The following is an 18,372-nucleotide window of genomic DNA, read 5'->3' as shown; positions in this document are numbered from 1 at the left end:
AATCCCACACACTATGTCCGTCAAAATCCAAACACGTTCCATTAATCCGACTGTTTTTAACGACTTGCTCACTGCCGGTACCGATCCTTTGATTGCGCGGCTGTGTGCTGCGCGTGATGTGCAAAGTCCGGCCGAGTTGGACGACAAGCTTGCTGCGCTTTTGCCGTATCAAACGCTGACAAACTGCGAAGCCGCCGCCGGACGTTTGGCGGATGCGATTGAGCGTCAGGAAAAAATCCTGATTGTCGCCGACTACGATGCCGACGGTGCGACGGCGTGTTCCGTCGGTATGAGCGGTTTGGCGGCGATGGGGGCGAAAGTGGATTTTCTCGTGCCCAACCGCTTCGAACACGGCTACGGCTTGACGCCCGAGCTTGCCGAAATCGCCGCCGCGCAAGGCGTGGATTTGCTGATTACGGTCGATAACGGCATCGCCAGCATTGCAGGCGTGGCGCGTGCGCAGGAATTGGGTTTGGATGTGATTGTGACCGACCACCATCTGCCTGCCGAGACCGTGCCCGACTGCATCATCGTCAATCCGAACCAAAAAGGCTGCGGTTTCCAAAGCAAAAGCTTGGCAGGCGTGGGCGTGATTTTTTATGTATTGATGGCTTTGCGTGCCGAACTGCGCCGCCGCAATTATTTTTCAGACGGCCTAAAAGAGCCGAATCTGGGCAACCTTTTGGATTTGGTCGCACTCGGCACTGTCGCCGATGTCGTCACTCTGGACCACAACAACCGTATCCTCGTGTCTCAAGGTTTGAAACGGATGCGTTTGGGCAAAATGCGCCCGGGTATCCGCGCCTTGTTTGAAGTGGCGCGACGGGATTGGCGCAAGGCTCAGCCGTTTGATATGGGCTTTGCGTTGGGGCCGCGCATCAATGCGGCCGGACGGCTGGACGATATGTCGGTCGGTATTGCCTGTCTGTTGGCGCGAGATGATGCCGAGGCGCAGGAACTGGCGGCGCAGTTAAACAACCTCAATATCGAGCGCCGCGAAATCGAGCAATCCATGCTACAAGACGCGCTGAATGATTTTCCTGAAACCCTGCCTTCAGGGCAGACGACTTTGGTGGCGTATCGCGACGACTTCCATCAAGGCGTGGTCGGCATCGTTGCCAGCCGCCTCAAAGACCGTTTTTATCGTCCGACCATCGTGTTTGCGCCTGCCGACAACGGCGAAGTGCGCGGTTCGGGACGCTCCATTCCCAATCTGCACCTGCGCGATGCTTTGGACTTGGTGTCCAAACGCCATCCCGATTTGATTTTGAAATTCGGCGGACACGCGATGGCGGCGGGTTTGAGCATACTTGAACACAATATTCCCGCGTTTCAGACGGCATTTGAAGAAGCCGTGCGTGAGATGGTGTGCGAAGACGATTTGTCGCAAACCTTCATCACCGACGGCAGCCTGCCTGCACGCGACATTACGCTGGAACAGGCGCAAAACCTTGCTAAACACGTTTGGGGGCAGGGCTTCGCGCCACCGAGTTTTACCGACGAATTTCACGTCATCCGCCAGCAACCTTTGGGCGCAGAAGGCAAACATAAAAAAGTCTGGCTACAAAAAGACGGCTACGAATTTGAAGCCATGTTTTGGCGTTGCAGCGAAGACATTCCCGAATACATCCGCACGGTGTACCGCCCCGTAGCCAACGAATGGCGGAACAATCTCGAATTGCAGCTTTATATCGACTACTGGGAAGCCGCGTAAGTAAAGGCCGTCTGAAAAATGAAGAAACAAAAACCTTGGCTCGGCTTTTCATTGGCGCTGCTTGCCACCATGACTTGGGGTTCGCTGCCGGTTATCGCACAACAGGCCTTAAAAGCCGTCGATGCGCCCACGCTGGTGTGGATACGCTTTTTAGTGGCGTCGCTGGTGTTGTTTGCGTTGTTGGGGCTGACCGACAAGCTGCCGAGGCCGTCTGAATTTTCCAAGCAAACCTTATTTTTATTGTTGCTGGGCATTATCGGCATTTCCGCCAACTTCGTTCTCGTTGCCATGGGTTTGCACTATATTTCTCCGACAACCACGCAGGTGTTGTGGCAGCTTTCTCCCTTTACCATGATTTTGGTCGGCGTTGGCGTGTTTAAAGAAGCCTTTACGCACTGGCAAAAAATTGGCTTGATGCTTTTGCTGACGGGTTTGGTCATGTTTTTCAACGACAAATTCGGCGAACTTTTCAGCTTGGGTAGCTACGCGGTCGGCGTGATGATGGCGGCTTCGGGCAGCATGATTTGGGTGTGTTACGGTGTGGCGCAAAAACTTTTGTCCAAACATTTCAATTCGCAACAAATCCTGCTCATGATTTATTTTTGCAGCAGCTTTGTTTTCCTGCCATTTGCCGAACCGTCTCAAATCGCCCATATCGGCAATCCGTTTTTATGGGGCTGCTTTATCTATTGCTGCCTGAACACGCTGATCGGCTACGGTTCATTCGGCGAAGCTCTCAACCATTGGGACGCTTCAAAAGTCAGTATCGTCACCACGTTGATTCCCGTATTCACCATGATATTTTCCACCATCGGCCATCATCTCGCCCCCGATTATTTTGCCGCTTCGGATATGAATATCGTCAGCTATGTGGGTGCCATGGTGGTTGTGGCCGGGGCATTGCTGGCTGTGGCCGGAGAGAAAGTGATGGAGCTTTTTTTGAGAAAGATATAAAGCATTTATTGCGAAACAGAATAAAGCAAGGCCGTCTGAAACAGGTTTCAGACGGCCTTTATATTTTCTAAATCAGATTAATGTGAATCGCCGAATCAATAGAAGCCTTCGCGTTCTTCACGGGTGCTGATGTAGATGTTTTTCACTTGGGTGTAGGCGGCGAGCATCATTTTGTGGGTTTCTCGGCCGATACCTGAAGTTTTGTAGCCGCCAAACGGCGCGCCGGCAGGCAGGCGGTTGTAGCAGTTTACCCAAACGCGGCCGGTTTCCAATGCGTTGGAAACGCGCAGGCAGCGGTTGATGTCGGTACTCCAAACTGCGCCGCCCAAGCCGTATTCGCTGTCGTTGGCCATTTTGATGACTTCTTCTTCGGTTTTGAATTTAATCACGGTGGCAACCGGGCCGAAGATTTCTTCTTGGGAAACACGGGCTTCGTTGCTGGCCTCAATCAAAGTCGGTTCGACAAATTCGCCTTTGCCCAATTCGCCTTCGATTTTTTTACCGCCGGTAATGATGCGGCAGCCTTCTTGTTCGCCGATTTTGACGTATTTCAAAATGGTCTCGAGTTGACCGGCATTGACTTGAGAACCCATTTGGGTGTCGTCTTCCCAAGGCAGGCCGACTTTGATTTTTTTGAATTCTTCAGCCAAAGCATTGACGAATTTGTCGTAAATGCCTTCTTGTACAAAAATGCGCGAACCGGCGCAGCACACTTGGCCTTGGTTGAACAAAATACCTTTTTGCGCGCCTTCGAGGGCTTTGTCGAAAGGCATATCGTCGAAGAAGATGTTGGCAGATTTGCCGCCCAATTCCAAAGTGGACGGAATCAGTAATTCAGCAGCAGCGATGCCGACGCGGCGGCCGACTTCGGTTGAGCCGGTAAAGGCCAGTTTGTTGAAGCCTTTGTGGTGCAGCATGTATTCGCCGGATTTGGAACCGCGGCCGGTAATCACGTTCAACACGCCTTTAGGCAGCAAGTGGTTGATTTTTTGAGCGAGGGACAACAGGCTCAATGAAGTGCTGGAAGAAGGGTGGATGACGATGGTACAACCTGCGGCCAATGCCGGAGCGATTTTCCATGCGGCCATCAAGAATGGGAAGTTCCAAGGAATGATTTGGCCGACAACGCCGATCGGTTCGCGCAAAACGATGGACAGGTCTTCGGCGTCAAGCTGGGTCGCAGTGCCTTCTTCGCCGCGGATCACGCTGGCGAAATAGCGGAAATGGTCGGAAGCCAAAGGCACGTCGGCGGCACGGGTTTCGCGGATCGGTTTGCCGTTGTCCAAGGTTTCTTGCAGGGCAAACAATTCGGCGTTTTCATCAATCACATCGGCGATTTTGTTCAAAATGGCCGCGCGTTCGGCAGTCGTGGTTTTGCGCCATGTTTTGAATGCTTCTTGTGCAGCGGCTACGGCAGCATCGACATCAGCATCGGTTGCGTCTGTGAACTTGGCCAACTCATCGCCATTGGCAGGGTTGTAAGAGGATAAAAGTTTGCCTTCGCTACCTTTCGTCCATTCGCCGTTGATTAAAAGACCATATTCTTTATCAAACACATTTAAATCTTTTGCCATAATGCTGTCTCCTTAATGAATGGGAATAGGTGGTTCAACACCATGAAAGCAGCTTATGCTTTTTTCTTTTTAAGTTCAAGTACTAAAAATGAGAATGTTCTTAAAATTTACATTTGCAATGTTGTTTCATGTAGCAGGCCGTCTGAAAAATTAAGGATTTGATTGAAATGAAAGTGCATTTGTTAATATATTTAAAGATTCAGGCGGCCTGAATAGGATTTGTTATGGTATAACATCATAACTCGTTGTTTTGAAAAAGATTATGGGTTGACGGCTTAGGGTATGGGGAGTATTCTCATTCATAGCTAAACAGTTTTTCAACACCCTAGGAGACTCTCTCATGAAAATGCATGCTGTGGTAGTAAATAAAGATGTAGCAGGTGATGTAGAAGTTGTTGAACGCGAACTGCGTCCGCTGGAATACGGTGAGGCGTTGGTGGAAGTCGAGTATTGCGGCGTGTGCCACACCGACTTGCACGTTGCGGCAGGCGATTACGGCGACAAACCGGGTCGCGTATTGGGACACGAAGGCATCGGTTTGGTTAAAGAAGTTGCCGACGGTGTGAAAAATCTGAAAGTCGGCGACCGTGTCAGCATCGCATGGCTGTTCCAAAGCTGCGGTTCTTGCGAATACTGTAATACCGGCCGCGAAACCTTGTGCCGCTCTGTATTGAACGCAGGCTATACTGCCGACGGCGGCATGGCGACCCACTGTATCGTGAGTGCCGATTATGCGGTCAAAGTTCCTGAAGGCTTGGATCCTGCGCAAGCTTCCAGTATCACTTGTGCCGGCGTAACTACTTATAAAGCCATTAAAGTTTCCGGCGTCCGTCCGGGCCAATGGATTGCGATTTACGGCGCAGGCGGTTTGGGCAACTTGGCGGTTCAATACGCGAAAAAAGTGTTTGGCGCGCACGTTGTTGCCATTGATGTTAATGACGACAAACTGGCTTTTGCCAAAGAAACCGGTGCGGATTTGGTGATCAATGCTGCCAAAGAAGATGCGGCTCAAGTCATCCAAGAGAAAACCGGTGGCGCACACGCAGCCGTTGTAACAGCCGTATCCGCTGCTGCCTTCAATTCAGGTGTTAACTGCGTCCGCGCAGGCGGTCGTGTCGTTGCAGTTGGCTTGCCACCTGAGTCTATGGATTTGTCTATCCCTCGCTTGGTATTGGACGGCATCGAAGTGGTCGGCTCTTTGGTCGGTACCCGCAAAGATTTGGAGGAAGCATTCCAATTCGGCGCAGAAGGTTTGGTTGTGCCTAAAGTCGAGTTGCGTGCTTTGGATGAAGCGCCTGCCATCTTCCAAGAAATGCGCGAAGGTAAAATTACCGGCCGTATGGTGATTGATATGAATAAAGAGTGCAGCTGCATTCATCACTAATCAAATGATTCTGTGACAAAAAGGCCGTCTGAAAAATTTCAGACGGCCTTTTTTATTGGATTGGATAACTTAAAGCGTAAAGCCGCTTTCAAATACGCGGATTTCTCTGCTGACAGGATCAGTAAACTCTATTCTTTTGGCCAAAAGTTTTAAAGGTTTGTCGTAGTCTTCCTCGCCGGCCGCCAATGGGGTAGGGTAAAGCGCATCGTTCATCAACGGCATGTTCAAACTCATCATATGCACGCGGAGCTGGTGTTTCTTTCCTGTATGCGGCGTGAGGCGGTAGAGGCTGAATGCGCCGCGGTTTTCGATAAGCTCGATGGTTGTGTGGGCGTTGGGTTCGCCTTCCGTTTCCCGCGTGAGAAAGAATTTTTCGCCGCGTTCCATTCGTGACGAAATATGCAGCGGATAGTCCAAATCCGTCCTCGTCGGCGCCACCGCTTCATAGGTTTTTCGGACGGTTTTTTCTTGGAACATGGTCTGATAATCGCGACGCGTGGCAGGGTTGAGCGAAAGCAGCATAACGCCTGCTGTATCTTTATCCAAGCGATGAATCGGCGTAATGTCTTCAACATTCAAATGCTGCAATTCAGGCCGCAAACGCAGGCGTGTGAGCAGGGTTTCCCGCAAAAACCTGCCGCTGGGGATGACGGGCAGAAAATGCGGTTTGTCCACCACAATCAAATGCTCATCAATATGTAAAATCTTTTCTTCAAACGGAATACGCGGCTCGCTCTCACGGCTGGTTTCACGGTAATAAAACATCGTCTTGCCGGGTTCGAACAAAGTATTCTCATCAAACGGTACGCCATCCGCGCCCACCACAAAACCACTGTTCAGCCGCCGCCGCCAGTTTTCTTCGCCGACAAAGGGAAAATGAGCGCATAAAAAATGCAGCAGCGGCAAGCCGTAAAACTGCTTTTCATGCGGCAAAACCAAGTAGCTGGGTTTGACACCGTCTAAAAGGGGTAGGGGATTGGTACGTTTTTTCATGCGGCGGATTGTACTCGGTTTTTAGGATTTTTTCAGATGGTGTTTCGGATTGAGAAAGTGCGGCAGATCGTCATTTATGTCTAATGTTTATATGGTCTATCGAACATAAGTGCTTGTACAATGTGGAAACTACCGTTTGTATGCCAGTAAATCCGCTTATACATCACTTCTGCTATAATTAAGGCCGTCTGAAACCTGTTTTTCAGACGACCTTTTGCCAGTCCAAGAAGGGGAAACCGATGAAACCGATGAACGCATTAATGACCGCTGCCGTATTTTCAGTCCTTAGCCTGAATGCCTGCGGCAGCTCGGAGAAAAGCATGAGTATTCAGGAACAAACCGAAGCAAGATTCCAGCTAAATCCCCATCCTAAACAGGCATACCGCCTTAAAATCAAAATTAACGATGCACCCGGACCGTTGAAGTTGATGGGGAGTATGAGTGTAGGTTATGGAGCAAGAAATTGCTCGTATATTATTAATCGCATTGAAGGAGTGGCTGCCAATCCGGAAAAAGATTTGGAAATTGAAGTTCGCCAGCTAGCGGAGTTTGAATACGAAGCCATTGTCTATACTGATGCAATGCAGGATGAAAATTACTTTAATGAAGGTGTCTGCCATTGGCAGATAGAGGGATTCGGCTTGGGTTTTAAAGCAACAGGAGAGCCATCAGAGACTAGATTTAGTTTTGGAAATATTTTCAATGATTTGATAGAGAAAAAAACATTAACCAAATATTATTGGAAATGGTCATATCCTTATTTTACACGGGAAGATGGTTCCATTTCTCCGGATTTTGTCAATTTCGGTATTACCTCTCCTGAACTGTATAGTGCCGAAGAACATAAAGAAATGTTTACCATAACTGTAACCCTTGAGGAAATTCAATCATGAGTAATATTACTAGACAGCAGCAGGCCGATCTTGCCGCAGATGCCTATAATACTCGTCCCGTTACAAAACCTAATGACAAACCTATTCTTATTGGAGGAAACTATTATAAAGTTCTAGCCGTCCGCAACAACCCTGTAACAGGTTATCAAGGAACAGTGTACCAAGATGTCCGAACCAATGAAATTGTCGTTGCCCACCGAGGAACGGCCAGCGTTACGGATGGTATCATCGACCTTGCGATGGTAACCAGTTGGGCAAATCTTCAGACTGCCGATGCGGAAAAGCTGACCCGTGAGGCGATAAAGTTAGCTAATGACATACATCGAAACGATCCTCGAATTCCCATCCCAAAAATCACCCACGTCGGACATTCCCTCGGCGGCGCACATGTCGAAATCCAAGCCCACCGTTTCGGGCATGAAGGCGCAACCTTCAACGGCTACGGCGCGGTCGGAATGCACGGCGTTCCCAAAGGCGGCAGCACGGTAACCAACTATGTAAAAGCTGCGGATACGGTTTCCGCCGCCTCCGCCCATTACGGCAAGGTCATCGTATTGGCTGGACAAGACGACATCGCGCTGTTGCAAAAATTCGGTTACAACAATCAAAGCAATACCAGAGCCTATAAAGCCGTCAGCGTAGCGGCCCGTTCTATTAAAGTTCATTCTTCCGACAACTTCGTGGGCAAAAACTCCATCCTCTCCGAACGCAATTTTAACCAGGCACTTCAACTCGCTGAATCGAATAAAAACATGATTCAGGATTATCGAGGCGATGTAGCGGTAAGTAAAGCAGCCATTTCGCTTGCCGCTTTCGGCGCTGCACCGCTGGCAGAAAAAGTCCGTATCCTCAGTAACCATCCGCATAGGCAAAAAGATGAACAAGCGGAAAAAATCCAAGAAATCATCAACAGTGTACCGCCGCCGAAATCCCTGTTCGACAACAGGATGTTTATGATGCAGAACGACGGCACACGTCCCGATGCAGGGAAGGAGGCCTATGCCGACGCAGGCAAACCCGACATCAGCAAACCCTTAGTCAAAAACGCTTCTGCCAACGAATTCCGCGAATACGGTTTTGCAGCCTTGCTGTCAGATGACGATAACAAAAGGTATGCCGCTTTGGATAGCATGCTGGATTCTAATGTCGGACGCGGTTTGCGGCAAAACGTAGACAAGGTTTATGCTACGCAGGAACGCGAGCAGGAAATGGCGCGCTTGGCGGAAGAGCAGGCGCGGCAGGTTGATGCGCCTGTGATGCGGATGGGCCGCGGTTAGTAGGTGGGATAAATAAAAGCGTTAATCGATCAAAGGCTGTCTGAAACTTTCAGACGGCCTTTTGATTTGTTCCCAAACTCACAAACCCTTAAAAATCAGCTATAATGCCCAACTATTTGATTTTCGCTCATCCCATATTGAAATGGCACAAAAAATTCAATCTGTAAAAGGTATGAACGACCTTTTACCTGTCGAACAAAAAGATTTCAAACTGACGGCTGCGTTTTGGCAGGCGTTTGAAGATGCGGTCGGCCGTTGGACACGCGCTTACGGCTATCAGCAAATCCGTACGCCGATTGTCGAGCAAACCGGTTTGTTTGTCCGCTCCATTGGCGAGGAAACCGATGTGGTCGGCAAGGAAATGTACACCTTCTCCGATTCAAACGATTCTTTGAGTTTGAGCCTGCGTCCTGAAGGTACGGCTTCTTGTTTGCGTGCGGTGGTCGAACACAACCTTCTGTACAACAGCCCGCAAAAGCTGTGGTATATGGGGCCAATGTTCCGCCGCGAGCGTCCGCAAAAAGGCCGTTATCGTCAGTTCCATCAGGTTGGTATCGAGGCTTTGGGTTTTGAAGGGCCGGATATTGATGCGGAAATCATCGCGATGTCTGCCGACTTGTGGGAAAAATTGGGTATTCGCGAATACCTGACTTTGGAAATCAACAGCTTGGGCAACCGTGAGGAACGCGCGGCACACCGTGCGGCATTAGTTGAATATCTGACCCGTTATGAAGATAAATTGGACGAAGACAGCAAACGCCGTCTGAAAACCAATCCTTTGCGCGTTTTGGATACGAAAAACCCTGATTTGCAGGAAATCTGCAACGCGGCGCCGCGTCTGGCGGATTATTTGGGCGAGGCTTCGCAAAACCACTATGCACGCTTCAAGGCGATGTTGGACGGTTTGGGTATTCAGTATATTGAAAATCCGCGCTTGGTCCGCGGTTTGGATTACTACAATCAGACGGTTTTTGAGTGGACGACCGACAAACTCGGCGCGCAGGCGACTGTGTGCGGCGGCGGCCGTTACGATGGTTTGATTGAAGAGCTTGGCGGCAAACCTGCGCCGTCTATCGGCTTTGCGATGGGTATTGAGCGCCTGCTGCTTTTGGTGAGCGAATACGGCTCATTGGAAGTGAACGCTGCGCCTGATGTCTATGCAATGCACCAAGGCGAAGGTGCGGACTTGCAGGTGATGAAATACGCACAAGCCTTACGCGCTCAAGGCTTCAATGTGATGCAGCATTCCGGCTATCAGAGCCTGAAAGCGCAAATGAAAAAAGCAGACAACAGTGGCGCACGCTTTGCTCTGATTGTGGCTCAGGATGAGCTGGCAAACGGTACGGTTACCCTGAAAGATATGCAGGGCAAACACGAACAACAAACCGTTGCCGCCGCTGATTTGACAGACACTTTACAACAATGGAAGAACGCATAAATGGCAGCCCATTTGGAAGAACAACAAGAGTTAGACAACTTTAAATATTTTTGGAAACGCACTGGCCGTTGGATCTTTGCCTTGCTGATTGTGGCGGCTTTGGGGTATTTGGGTTACACCATTTACCAAGGCCAAAAAGCTTCAAAAGATCAGGAAGCCGCCGCAGTATTGGCGCAAATGGTGGAAAAGGCGCAGCAAAAAACCGACCCTAAAGCCATCAACGCCGATTTGGCCGAATTGCAAAAAAACTATCCTGATTCTATTTCGACAGCCCAAGCTACGTTGATGGTGGCGGCAACCGAGTTTGATGCCGGCCGTTATGATGTGGCGGAAGGTCATTTGAATTGGGTACTGAAAAACCAAAACGCACCGCTGGTTCAAGCTTTGGCAGCTCAGCGTTTGGGCGTTGTCCTGTTGCAGCAGAAAAAGTACGATGCCGCCATCAATGCCCTGAATACTCAGGTTGAGGCTGATTTCGAGCCTTTGATGCTGGAAACTAAAGGCGATGTTTACGTTGCCCAAAATAAAACCAAAGAAGCCGTACAAAGTTACGAAGCTGCTTTGAGCAAAATGCCGCAAACCGCAGTAGGCCGCGAATTGCTGCAAATGAAAATCGACAGCTTGAAATAAGTTTGTTTGAAATCAAGGCCGTCTGAAGTTGCAATGACTTTTCAGACGGCCTACACTTATCCTTATCAACCGTGTTTTTAAAACACCTGCTTGTGTTCCGCTCCCGTTTTTAGGCGGCACTTGACACAGAAAGACTCAATCATGAAACCAACCATCGCGCTTGTCGGCCGCCCCAATGTCGGCAAATCTACTTTATTCAACCGTTTGACGCGTACCAAAGATGCGCTCGTGCATGACCTGCCCGGCCTGACGCGTGACCGACATTATGGTCATGGCAAAGTCGGCAGCAAACCTTATTTGGTCATCGATACCGGCGGTTTTGAGCCGGTTGTGGACAGCGGCATTTTGCACGAAATGGCAAAACAAACCTTGCAGGCTGTCGATGAAGCCGATGCAGTGGTGTTTTTGGTGGACGGCCGCACCGGTTTGACGCCGCAAGATAAAATTATTGCCGACCGTTTGCGCCAAAGCCCGCGTCCTATTTATTTGGCCGTGAATAAAGGCGAGGGCGGCAATAGGGCTGTACTTGCAGCCGAGTTCTACGAACTTGCTTTGGGCGACCCTTATGTTATTTCAGGTGCGCACGGCGATGGCGTGTATTATCTGATTGAAGATATTTTGGAAACCTTCCCTGAGCCTGAAAAGGAAGAGGAAGAAGCGAAACATCCTGTTTTTGCTGTAATCGGCCGTCCAAATGTCGGTAAATCGACCTTGGTAAATGCTATTCTCGGCGAGGAACGCGTGATTGCTTTCGATATGGCAGGTACGACGCGCGACAGTATTCATATCGATTTTGAACGTGAAGGCAAGCCGTTTACCATCATCGATACCGCAGGTGTGCGCCGTCGCGGCAAAGTGGATGAAGCAGTGGAAAAGTTCTCCGTTATCAAAGCCATGCAGGCGGTTGAAGCGGCAAACGTTGCTGTTTTGGTATTGGACGCGCAACAAGATATTGCCGATCAAGATGCGACGATTGCAGGTTTTGCTTTGGAAGCAGGCCGTGCTTTGGTGGTGGCGGTCAATAAATGGGACGGCATCAGCGAAGAGCGTCGCGAGCAAGTGAAACGCGATATCAACCGCAAACTGTATTTCCTTGATTTTGCTAAGTTTCACTTTATTTCTGCATTGAAAGAGCGCGGTATAGACGGTTTGTTTGAAAGCATTCAGGCTGCCTACAACGCGGCAATGATTAAGATGCCGACACCGAAAATCACGCGCGTATTGCAAAGCGCGATCGAGCGTCAACAGCCTCCGCGTGCTGGTTTGGTGCGTCCGAAAATGCGTTATGCCCACCAGGGCGGCATGAATCCGCCGGTAATTGTGGTACACGGCAATTCGCTGCACGCCATTTCTGACAGCTACACGCGCTATTTGACCCAAACGTTCCGCAAAGCCTTCAATCTGCAAGGTACGCCGCTCAGAATTCAATACAATGTTTCGGAAAACCCGTATGAAAATGCGGAAGACAAACCGAAGAAAAAACCGCTGCGCCGTGTCAGCCTGAGCAACCGTATTGAGAAACGCGAAGGCCGCAAGGAAGAGAAAAACCGCTTCAAGAAGAAAACCAAAGTCAGCGTGAAAAAACAATTCAGCAAATAAGCACAAAGGCCGTCTGAACAATTTCAGACGGCCTTTTTATAATAAAAAACAGCTCATTAGAGCTTCATGGCATATTTTCGATAAGATTTGCTGAATTTAAAAAACATCAAATTTGAATTTGGAATTGTTGTGAATATGGAAATGAAACAGTCGGTTTGATGGGAAGTTCCCTTATTGCTGGATTCCTAAACGGTGTGATAGAAAAAAATAGTTGGTAATTTATCCTATTCGGGGCTACAATCCCATCAAACGCTGATTTTGGCGTCTTTACAATCATAATAATGGAGCTCAAGAATATGACAGCTAAAGGACAAATGTTACAAGATCCTTTTTTGAATGCGTTGCGTAAAGAGCACGTTCCGGTTTCGATCTACTTGGTAAACGGCATCAAGCTGCAAGGTCAAGTGGAATCGTTCGACCAGTACGTTGTTCTGCTGCGTAATACTTCCGTCACTCAAATGGTTTACAAACACGCTATCTCAACAATCGTTCCTGCACGCGCAGTCAGCCTGCAACACGAAAACAAACAACCTCAAGCCGCTGCCGCAGCTGCTCCGGTTCAAGTTGAGACTGTGCAACAACCTGCCGAATAAATGATGTAACGCATTCCTGTTTTTCAATACCTTACCGCTTTTGCGGTAGGGTATTTTTATTTTCAGACGACCTTTATCATGATGCTTGAAAACATTCTTCCCTTTGCCCACTCCCTGTTAAGACAAGCCTTAAAAGCAGGCAGCCGCGCTTTGGATGCAACGGCCGGAAACGGGCATGATACTTTGCTGTTGGCGCAATTGGTTGGCGAAACGGGTAGGGTGTGGGCGTTTGATGTGCAATCTAAAGCACTGGCGCAGACTCAAGGCCGTCTGAAAGAAAACGGCGTAGATGGTCGGGTAGCCCTGATACATGACGGCCATGAAAACCTTTTATCTTATCTCGACGAGCCTTTAGATGCCGCGGTATTTAATTTCGGTTGGCTGCCGGGTGGCGATAAAAATTGTACAACTGAAGCGGTAAGCAGTATCCGTGCGTTGACGGATACTTTGGGTTTGCTGAAAGAGGGCGGGCTTGCCGTAGCGGTATTGTATCCGGGACATGAAGCCGGCCGAATAGAGGCTGAGGCGATTGTGCAATGGGCGGAAACTTTGCCGCAGGAAGCATTTGCCGTGTTGCGCTATGGCTTTGTCAACCGCCGCAATGCGCCTCCCTATCTGCTGGCGATTGAAAAGTTGCGTCAGAAATAGATGTTTGCGGTAAAATAGCTGCTTTGTTTTTCAACCCTTAACATAAGAAACTGCCATGCAATATCTGTTTGTAAAATACAGCCATCAGATTTTCGTTGCCATTACCATCCTGTTGTTCAACATCCGTTTTTTCCTGCTCTGGCGTCATCCTGAGAAGCCGTTGGCTGGCATTTGGAAAGCCATGCCGCATTTGAACGACACTATGTTGCTGTTTACCGGTTTGTGGCTGATGAAGATTACCCATTTTTCGCCGTTCAATGCACCGTGGCTCGGCATGAAAATCTTGCTGTTGCTGGTTTATATTGTGTTGGGCATGATTATGATGCGTTCGCGTCCGCGTTCGCCGAAATTCTATATCGTCTACGTTTTGGCCATGTCGTGTGTTGCCACGATTGTTTTCCTTGCCAAAACCAAAACGCTGCCGTTTTAAAAGAGGCCGTCTGAAATGTATCCGCATTTTGCCGTTATCGCTTTGGGCAGCAATCTCGCCAATCCTACCGAACAGGTTCGCGCTGCTTTGGCCGAATTGGCCGCGCATCCGCATATCCGGCTCGAAAAAACATCTTCCCTATATCTGACTGCGCCGGTCGGCTATGACGATCAGCCCGATTTTGTGAACGCCGTTTGTACCGTGAAAACTTCATTGGACGGCGTAGCGTTGTTGGCAGAGTTAAACCGCATCGAGGCCGAATTTGGGCGCGAACGTACCTTCCGTAATGCGCCGCGCACTTTGGATTTGGACATTATCGATTTTGATGGTATTCGCAGCGATGACCCTCATTTAACCTTGCCGCATCCGCGCGCGCATGAGCGCAGTTTCGTTATGTTGCCGTTGGTTGAAATCCTTCCGGATTTCGAGTTGGGCGAGCATGGCTGTGCGGCTGAGTTGGCTCAGGCTTTGGGCGGGCAGGGTATTCGCCTGTTGAAAGAATAAGGGCTGTCTGAAAAACGGACTAAAACAAGAAAGGGCGTGTTGGACACGCCTTTTTTGCTATAAAATATTGTTGGGAAACACATTACAAAGAGTTACTATGAATCCTCGTTATATTGTTGTCGAAGGCGCCATCGGTAGTGGCAAGACTGCTTTGAGCCGCCGCTTGGCAGAGCATTTCAGTGCGTTGCTGTTGTCGGAGAATCCGGATCACAATCCGTTTCTCATGAAATTTTACAGCAATGTTTCCAATAATGGCTTGGCTGCCGAACTTTTCTTCCTGACGCGCCGCGCTGAAAGCGTGAATATTATTGAAGACCAATGCGCACAAGGCGGAATGGTTGTGGCTGACTTTTTATTGGAAAAAGACCGTATTTTTACGCCCATCGTTTTGAATGATGACGAGCAACAGCTTTTTGCCGATATGAAGCAACGTATTTTGCCGCAATACGCGGAACCCGATGTGGTGATTTATCTGCAAACCGCCGTCGAAAACAACCGCAAACGCCTGCAAAAACGTCACGAAGGCATTATCAGCTTGTTTCCTGAAGGCTATTTGGGACGGGTGCATGACGAATACAGTCATTTCTTCCATTTGTATCAAAGCGCGCCTTTGCTGACCGTCAATGCTGATGAGTTGGATTTGGCCGGCAATGACGACCACTTCCAGCTTTTGTTGCGCGCATTGGAAGATTTTCAAGGTACGCGCAGTTATTTGAATTTAAGCGAAAAATAAACGAAGGCTAGGTTTAGGCCGTCTGAAAGGAATAATATGTCAAAATATCAATTCACACTCCCATCTTCTTCCGGCAGCGATTTTAACTCCGCCGAACATTTGCCGTTGGTTGTCTATTTTTATCCTAAAGACAGTACTCCCGGCTGTACCACCGAAGGCTTGGATTTCAATGCCCGATTGGAGCAATTCAAAGCATTGGGCTATACCGTTGTCGGCATTTCGCGCGACGGTGTCAAATCGCATCAGAATTTCTGCACTAAACAAGGCTTCCAGTTTGAATTGTTGAGCGACAAAGAAGAAACTGTTTGCAAACTGTTTGACGTGATCAAGCTGAAAAAGCTTTACGGCAAAGAATCCCTCGGCATTGAGCGCAGCACGTTTGTGTTGGACGAAAACGGCGAAATTGCCCATGAGTGGCGCAAAGTCAAAGTGGCCGGACACGCGCAGGAAGTTTTGGATACAATCTCTCAAGCCTCTTAAATAGGGCTTTGAAAACCTAAGGCCGTCTGAACGGATGTAAAGTTATGCCGTTCAGACGGCCTTTCAATACAGTTTGATGAGTATGGACGATTTAATAGACAAGCTGCTTGAATCCCTTTGGCTGCAAGACCGGCTCAGCCACAATACGCTGCAAAGTTACCGCCGTGATTTGGTTAAAATCGCAGCGCGTTTGGCCGAGTGCGGGCAGGATTGGTTGAGTGCTGATGAATTTGCCCTGTCTGATGCCGTGTATGCGGAGGGGGAAAAAAGCACGTCCCAAGCGCGGGCATTGTCGGCTTGCAAGCGTATGTACGGCTGGTTGGAGGAAACGGGACAAAGAGCAGACAATCCCACCCGTTTTCTCAAGGCGCCGAAATCGGAACGCAAACTGCCCACGCTGATTACCGAAGCCCAAATCGACGCGCTGCTGGCTGCGCCGGATGTGGAAACGCCGCACGGGCTGCGCGACAAAGCCTTGCTTGAAGTCATGTATGCAACAGGTTTGCGCGTGACCGAAGCCGTCAAATTGACGCTCAGCGATATCGATTTACATCGCGGCAGTATCCGTACCATAGGCAAGGGCGACAAATTGCGTCTGGTTCCGTTGGGACAGGAAGCGGCATATTGGGTGGAACGCTATTGCAACGAATCGCGCCCGTTGTTGCTAAAAAACAAAATCTGCGACGAAGTGTTTGTCAGCCAGAAACGCAGCGGCATCAGCCGTCAGCTTGCATGGATGATAGTCAAAGAATATGCCGAAGCGGCCGGTATTGCTTCGCTCAGTCCGCACGGTTTGCGCCATGCTTTTGCCACGCATTTGGTCAATCACGGCGTCGATTTGCGTTCGGTCCAGATGATGTTGGGACATTCCGATATCAACACCACGCAGATTTATACCCATGTTGCCAATATTCGTTTGAAAAACATGGTCGATGAACACCATTCCCGTTCATGAATAGAGGCGGCATTTCGAAGATGCCGCCTTTTGTTATCGTGGCCGTCTGAACGGTTATAAAGTTTACTATTTATAAAATAACAATCAAAATACAAATTTACATAGAAAAATTTCAAAACAAAAGGACGGTGCCAATATTGCAATGCAAACCGTTTTTATTTATATTTACGTTCAAGAATAAATCCTACTCTCAATTACAGAGGGTAACAAAATTATTGGAGCACATCATGTTTGTCTGCATCTGCAACGCCATTACTGACCACGACATCAAAGAGACTATTGCCGCCGGTGCAACCACTATGAGCGATTTGCAGGCTCAATTGGGCGTGGCGACTTGTTGCGGTTGCTGCGGCGAATTGGCTGCATCGTTTTTGACTGCAAGCAGTGCCCAAAATACCGTGACTGCCGGTATTAACGTTCAGTCTTAATTTTAGAATACACACAAAGGCCGTCTGAAGGCGTGACAGAAATCCTTGATTTCGTTTCGCGCCTGTTCAGACGGCCTTTGTCATGCCTGTATGGTTTGGCGGTATTTTGCTATACAATGGCCGCTTTTGTCCCTCCGAGAGTAACCGCCATGAAACTGACCTTGATGTTTCGGGAATATTGCAGCCTGTGCCACAAAATGCGCGAACAATTAAAGCCTTATCAGGAGCAGTTTGGATTTGAGCTGGATATTGTTGATGTCGATGCCGATCCGGTTTTAGAAGAAAAGTACAATGAGCTGGTACCTGTCTTGCTGGATGGCGATACCGAAATTTGCCATTGGTTTTTGGACGAAGAAAAACTGAAAGTGCATTTGAGCGCGTAACAAACCGTTGACCATATTGTCTTTCAGGACGGCCTTTTGCTGTTTATGCCGTCTGAACATTGATTTTATTATGACTGAAAAACTTTCTCCCGATGCGCTGATTGAAGCGGCGCTGTTGACGCAAGTCGAACCCTTAAACGAAAAAGCCATGCGCGAATTGTGCGTGCCGCCGTTGTCGCAAGACAAGTTGATTGATGTGTTGGCGCAACTGAAGGCCCGTTGGCAGGGCAGGGCTTTGCAACTGGTGCATACCCATGAGGGCTGGCGCTTCCAAATCGCCCAAGCCGCGTTTGAACGACTGGGCAGCCTGCAAGAGCAGCGCGCGCCGCGTTATTCCCGCGCCGTGATGGAAACGCTGGCGATTATTGCCTATCAGCAACCGGTCACGCGTGGCGATATCGAAGGCATACGCGGCGTGGCGGTGTCGCAAAATGTGATGCAAACCTTGCAGGATAGAGGATGGATTGAAGTCATCGGCCACCGTGATTCTGTCGGCCGTCCGGCATTGTGGGCAACAACGGCAACATTCTTAAGCGATTTGCGTTTGGAAAGTTTGGAAGAATTGCCGCCGCTGACTGAATTGGGCGAGCTGGTGTTGCCTGATTTGATGGAAACGCCGCCGACAGGCGATGAGGAGGCTGAAGAAGTTGAATCAGGAAGCAGGCTGATTAACTGATTTGAATGTAAAGGCCGTCTGAAATAATTATGTTTCAGACGGCCTTTATTGTTGTATAACATCATGATTTTAAATATAATTTTCAT

The 18,372-nt window shown here is 49.1% G+C and carries 20 protein-coding genes; 18 read left to right on the top strand and 2 right to left on the bottom strand.

Features of this window, described 5'->3' with window-relative positions; genetic code table 11:
- Positions 1-13: 13 nt before the first annotated feature.
- Positions 14-1,714 (top strand): single-stranded-DNA-specific exonuclease RecJ, encoded by a 1,701-nt coding sequence (gene recJ / locus ACTHTK_RS02920; protein WP_371459382.1) that lies wholly within the window; start codon positions 14-16, stop codon positions 1,712-1,714.
- Between the two features lie 18 nt (positions 1,715-1,732).
- A complete protein-coding gene (locus tag ACTHTK_RS02915; RefSeq protein WP_107723540.1) occupies positions 1,733-2,668 on the top strand; it encodes a DMT family transporter in 936 nt (311 codons plus the stop codon).
- 95 nt (positions 2,669-2,763) lie between these two features.
- On the opposite strand, the gene ACTHTK_RS02910 is transcribed toward ACTHTK_RS02915, so the two are convergent.
- On the bottom strand, positions 2,764-4,242 hold the full coding sequence (locus tag ACTHTK_RS02910; protein ID WP_070584307.1) for an aldehyde dehydrogenase family protein: 1,479 nt from the start codon (positions 4,240-4,242) through the stop codon (positions 2,764-2,766).
- 340 nt (positions 4,243-4,582) lie between these two features.
- On the opposite strand from ACTHTK_RS02910, the gene adhP reads away from it, so the two are divergent.
- Positions 4,583-5,626, top strand: coding sequence for an alcohol dehydrogenase AdhP (gene adhP / locus ACTHTK_RS02905; protein WP_003681279.1), 1,044 nt, complete (start codon positions 4,583-4,585; stop codon positions 5,624-5,626).
- A 69-nt stretch (positions 5,627-5,695) separates the two neighbouring features.
- On the opposite strand, the gene ACTHTK_RS02900 is transcribed toward adhP, so the two are convergent.
- Entirely contained in the window at positions 5,696-6,619 is a 924-nt protein-coding gene (locus tag ACTHTK_RS02900) for a pseudouridine synthase (protein ID WP_107723538.1), read from the bottom strand.
- A 239-nt stretch (positions 6,620-6,858) separates the two neighbouring features.
- Here ACTHTK_RS02900 and ACTHTK_RS02895 point away from each other — a divergent pair, with 239 nt between their 5' ends.
- The 15 genes from ACTHTK_RS02895 to scpB all read left to right on the top strand — a co-directional run bounded on the left by ACTHTK_RS02895 (position 6,859) and on the right by scpB (position 18,286).
- On the top strand, positions 6,859-7,512 hold the full coding sequence (locus ACTHTK_RS02895; protein ID WP_107723537.1) for a hypothetical protein: 654 nt from the start codon (positions 6,859-6,861) through the stop codon (positions 7,510-7,512).
- Positions 7,509-8,789 (top strand): lipase, encoded by a 1,281-nt coding sequence (locus tag ACTHTK_RS02890; RefSeq protein WP_107723536.1) that lies wholly within the window; start codon positions 7,509-7,511, stop codon positions 8,787-8,789. Before ACTHTK_RS02895 ends, ACTHTK_RS02890 begins: the two co-directional genes overlap by 4 nt.
- Before the next feature lie 142 nt (positions 8,790-8,931).
- Entirely contained in the window at positions 8,932-10,227 is a 1,296-nt protein-coding gene (gene hisS / locus ACTHTK_RS02885) for a histidine--tRNA ligase (RefSeq protein ID WP_107723535.1), read from the top strand.
- Positions 10,228-10,857, top strand: a complete 630-nt coding sequence (locus ACTHTK_RS02880; RefSeq protein ID WP_004519433.1) for a YfgM family protein — start codon at positions 10,228-10,230, stop codon at positions 10,855-10,857.
- A 141-nt stretch (positions 10,858-10,998) separates the two neighbouring features.
- A complete protein-coding gene (gene der / locus ACTHTK_RS02875) occupies positions 10,999-12,456 on the top strand; it encodes a ribosome biogenesis GTPase Der (protein ID WP_070765104.1) in 1,458 nt (485 codons plus the stop codon).
- 296 nt (positions 12,457-12,752) lie between these two features.
- Positions 12,753-13,049 (top strand): RNA chaperone Hfq, encoded by a 297-nt coding sequence (gene hfq / locus ACTHTK_RS02870; RefSeq protein WP_036493792.1) that lies wholly within the window; start codon positions 12,753-12,755, stop codon positions 13,047-13,049.
- 78 nt (positions 13,050-13,127) lie between these two features.
- Entirely contained in the window at positions 13,128-13,697 is a 570-nt protein-coding gene (locus tag ACTHTK_RS02865; protein WP_107723534.1) for a tRNA (mnm(5)s(2)U34)-methyltransferase, read from the top strand.
- A gap of 55 nt (positions 13,698-13,752) precedes the next feature.
- Complete coding sequence (locus ACTHTK_RS02860) at positions 13,753-14,127, top strand: SirB2 family protein (protein WP_003681989.1); 375 nt, start codon at positions 13,753-13,755, stop codon at positions 14,125-14,127.
- A gap of 15 nt (positions 14,128-14,142) precedes the next feature.
- On the top strand, positions 14,143-14,631 hold the full coding sequence (folK, locus tag ACTHTK_RS02855; protein WP_107723533.1) for a 2-amino-4-hydroxy-6-hydroxymethyldihydropteridine diphosphokinase: 489 nt from the start codon (positions 14,143-14,145) through the stop codon (positions 14,629-14,631).
- Positions 14,632-14,728: 97 nt separating this feature from the next.
- A complete protein-coding gene (locus ACTHTK_RS02850; RefSeq protein WP_107723532.1) occupies positions 14,729-15,364 on the top strand; it encodes a deoxynucleoside kinase in 636 nt (211 codons plus the stop codon).
- A 36-nt stretch (positions 15,365-15,400) separates the two neighbouring features.
- Positions 15,401-15,844, top strand: a complete 444-nt coding sequence (locus tag ACTHTK_RS02845) for a peroxiredoxin (RefSeq protein WP_004519440.1) — start codon at positions 15,401-15,403, stop codon at positions 15,842-15,844.
- Positions 15,845-15,920: 76 nt separating this feature from the next.
- Entirely contained in the window at positions 15,921-16,799 is an 879-nt protein-coding gene (gene xerD / locus ACTHTK_RS02840) for a site-specific tyrosine recombinase XerD (RefSeq protein WP_293203099.1), read from the top strand.
- 227 nt (positions 16,800-17,026) lie between these two features.
- Positions 17,027-17,227 (top strand): (2Fe-2S)-binding protein, encoded by a 201-nt coding sequence (locus tag ACTHTK_RS02835; RefSeq protein ID WP_003681978.1) that lies wholly within the window; start codon positions 17,027-17,029, stop codon positions 17,225-17,227.
- A 149-nt stretch (positions 17,228-17,376) separates the two neighbouring features.
- A complete protein-coding gene (locus ACTHTK_RS02830; protein WP_107723673.1) occupies positions 17,377-17,610 on the top strand; it encodes a glutaredoxin family protein in 234 nt (77 codons plus the stop codon).
- 70 nt (positions 17,611-17,680) lie between these two features.
- Positions 17,681-18,286, top strand: a complete 606-nt coding sequence (gene scpB / locus ACTHTK_RS02825) for an SMC-Scp complex subunit ScpB (protein WP_107723530.1) — start codon at positions 17,681-17,683, stop codon at positions 18,284-18,286.
- The last annotated feature ends 86 nt before the right edge of the window (positions 18,287-18,372 follow it).

Source organism: Neisseria sp. P0006.S009 (assembly GCF_051962915.1).
Lineage (GTDB): Bacteria > Pseudomonadota > Gammaproteobacteria > Burkholderiales > Neisseriaceae > Neisseria > Neisseria subflava_E.
This window is presented reverse-complemented; position numbering and strand designations above follow the sequence as displayed.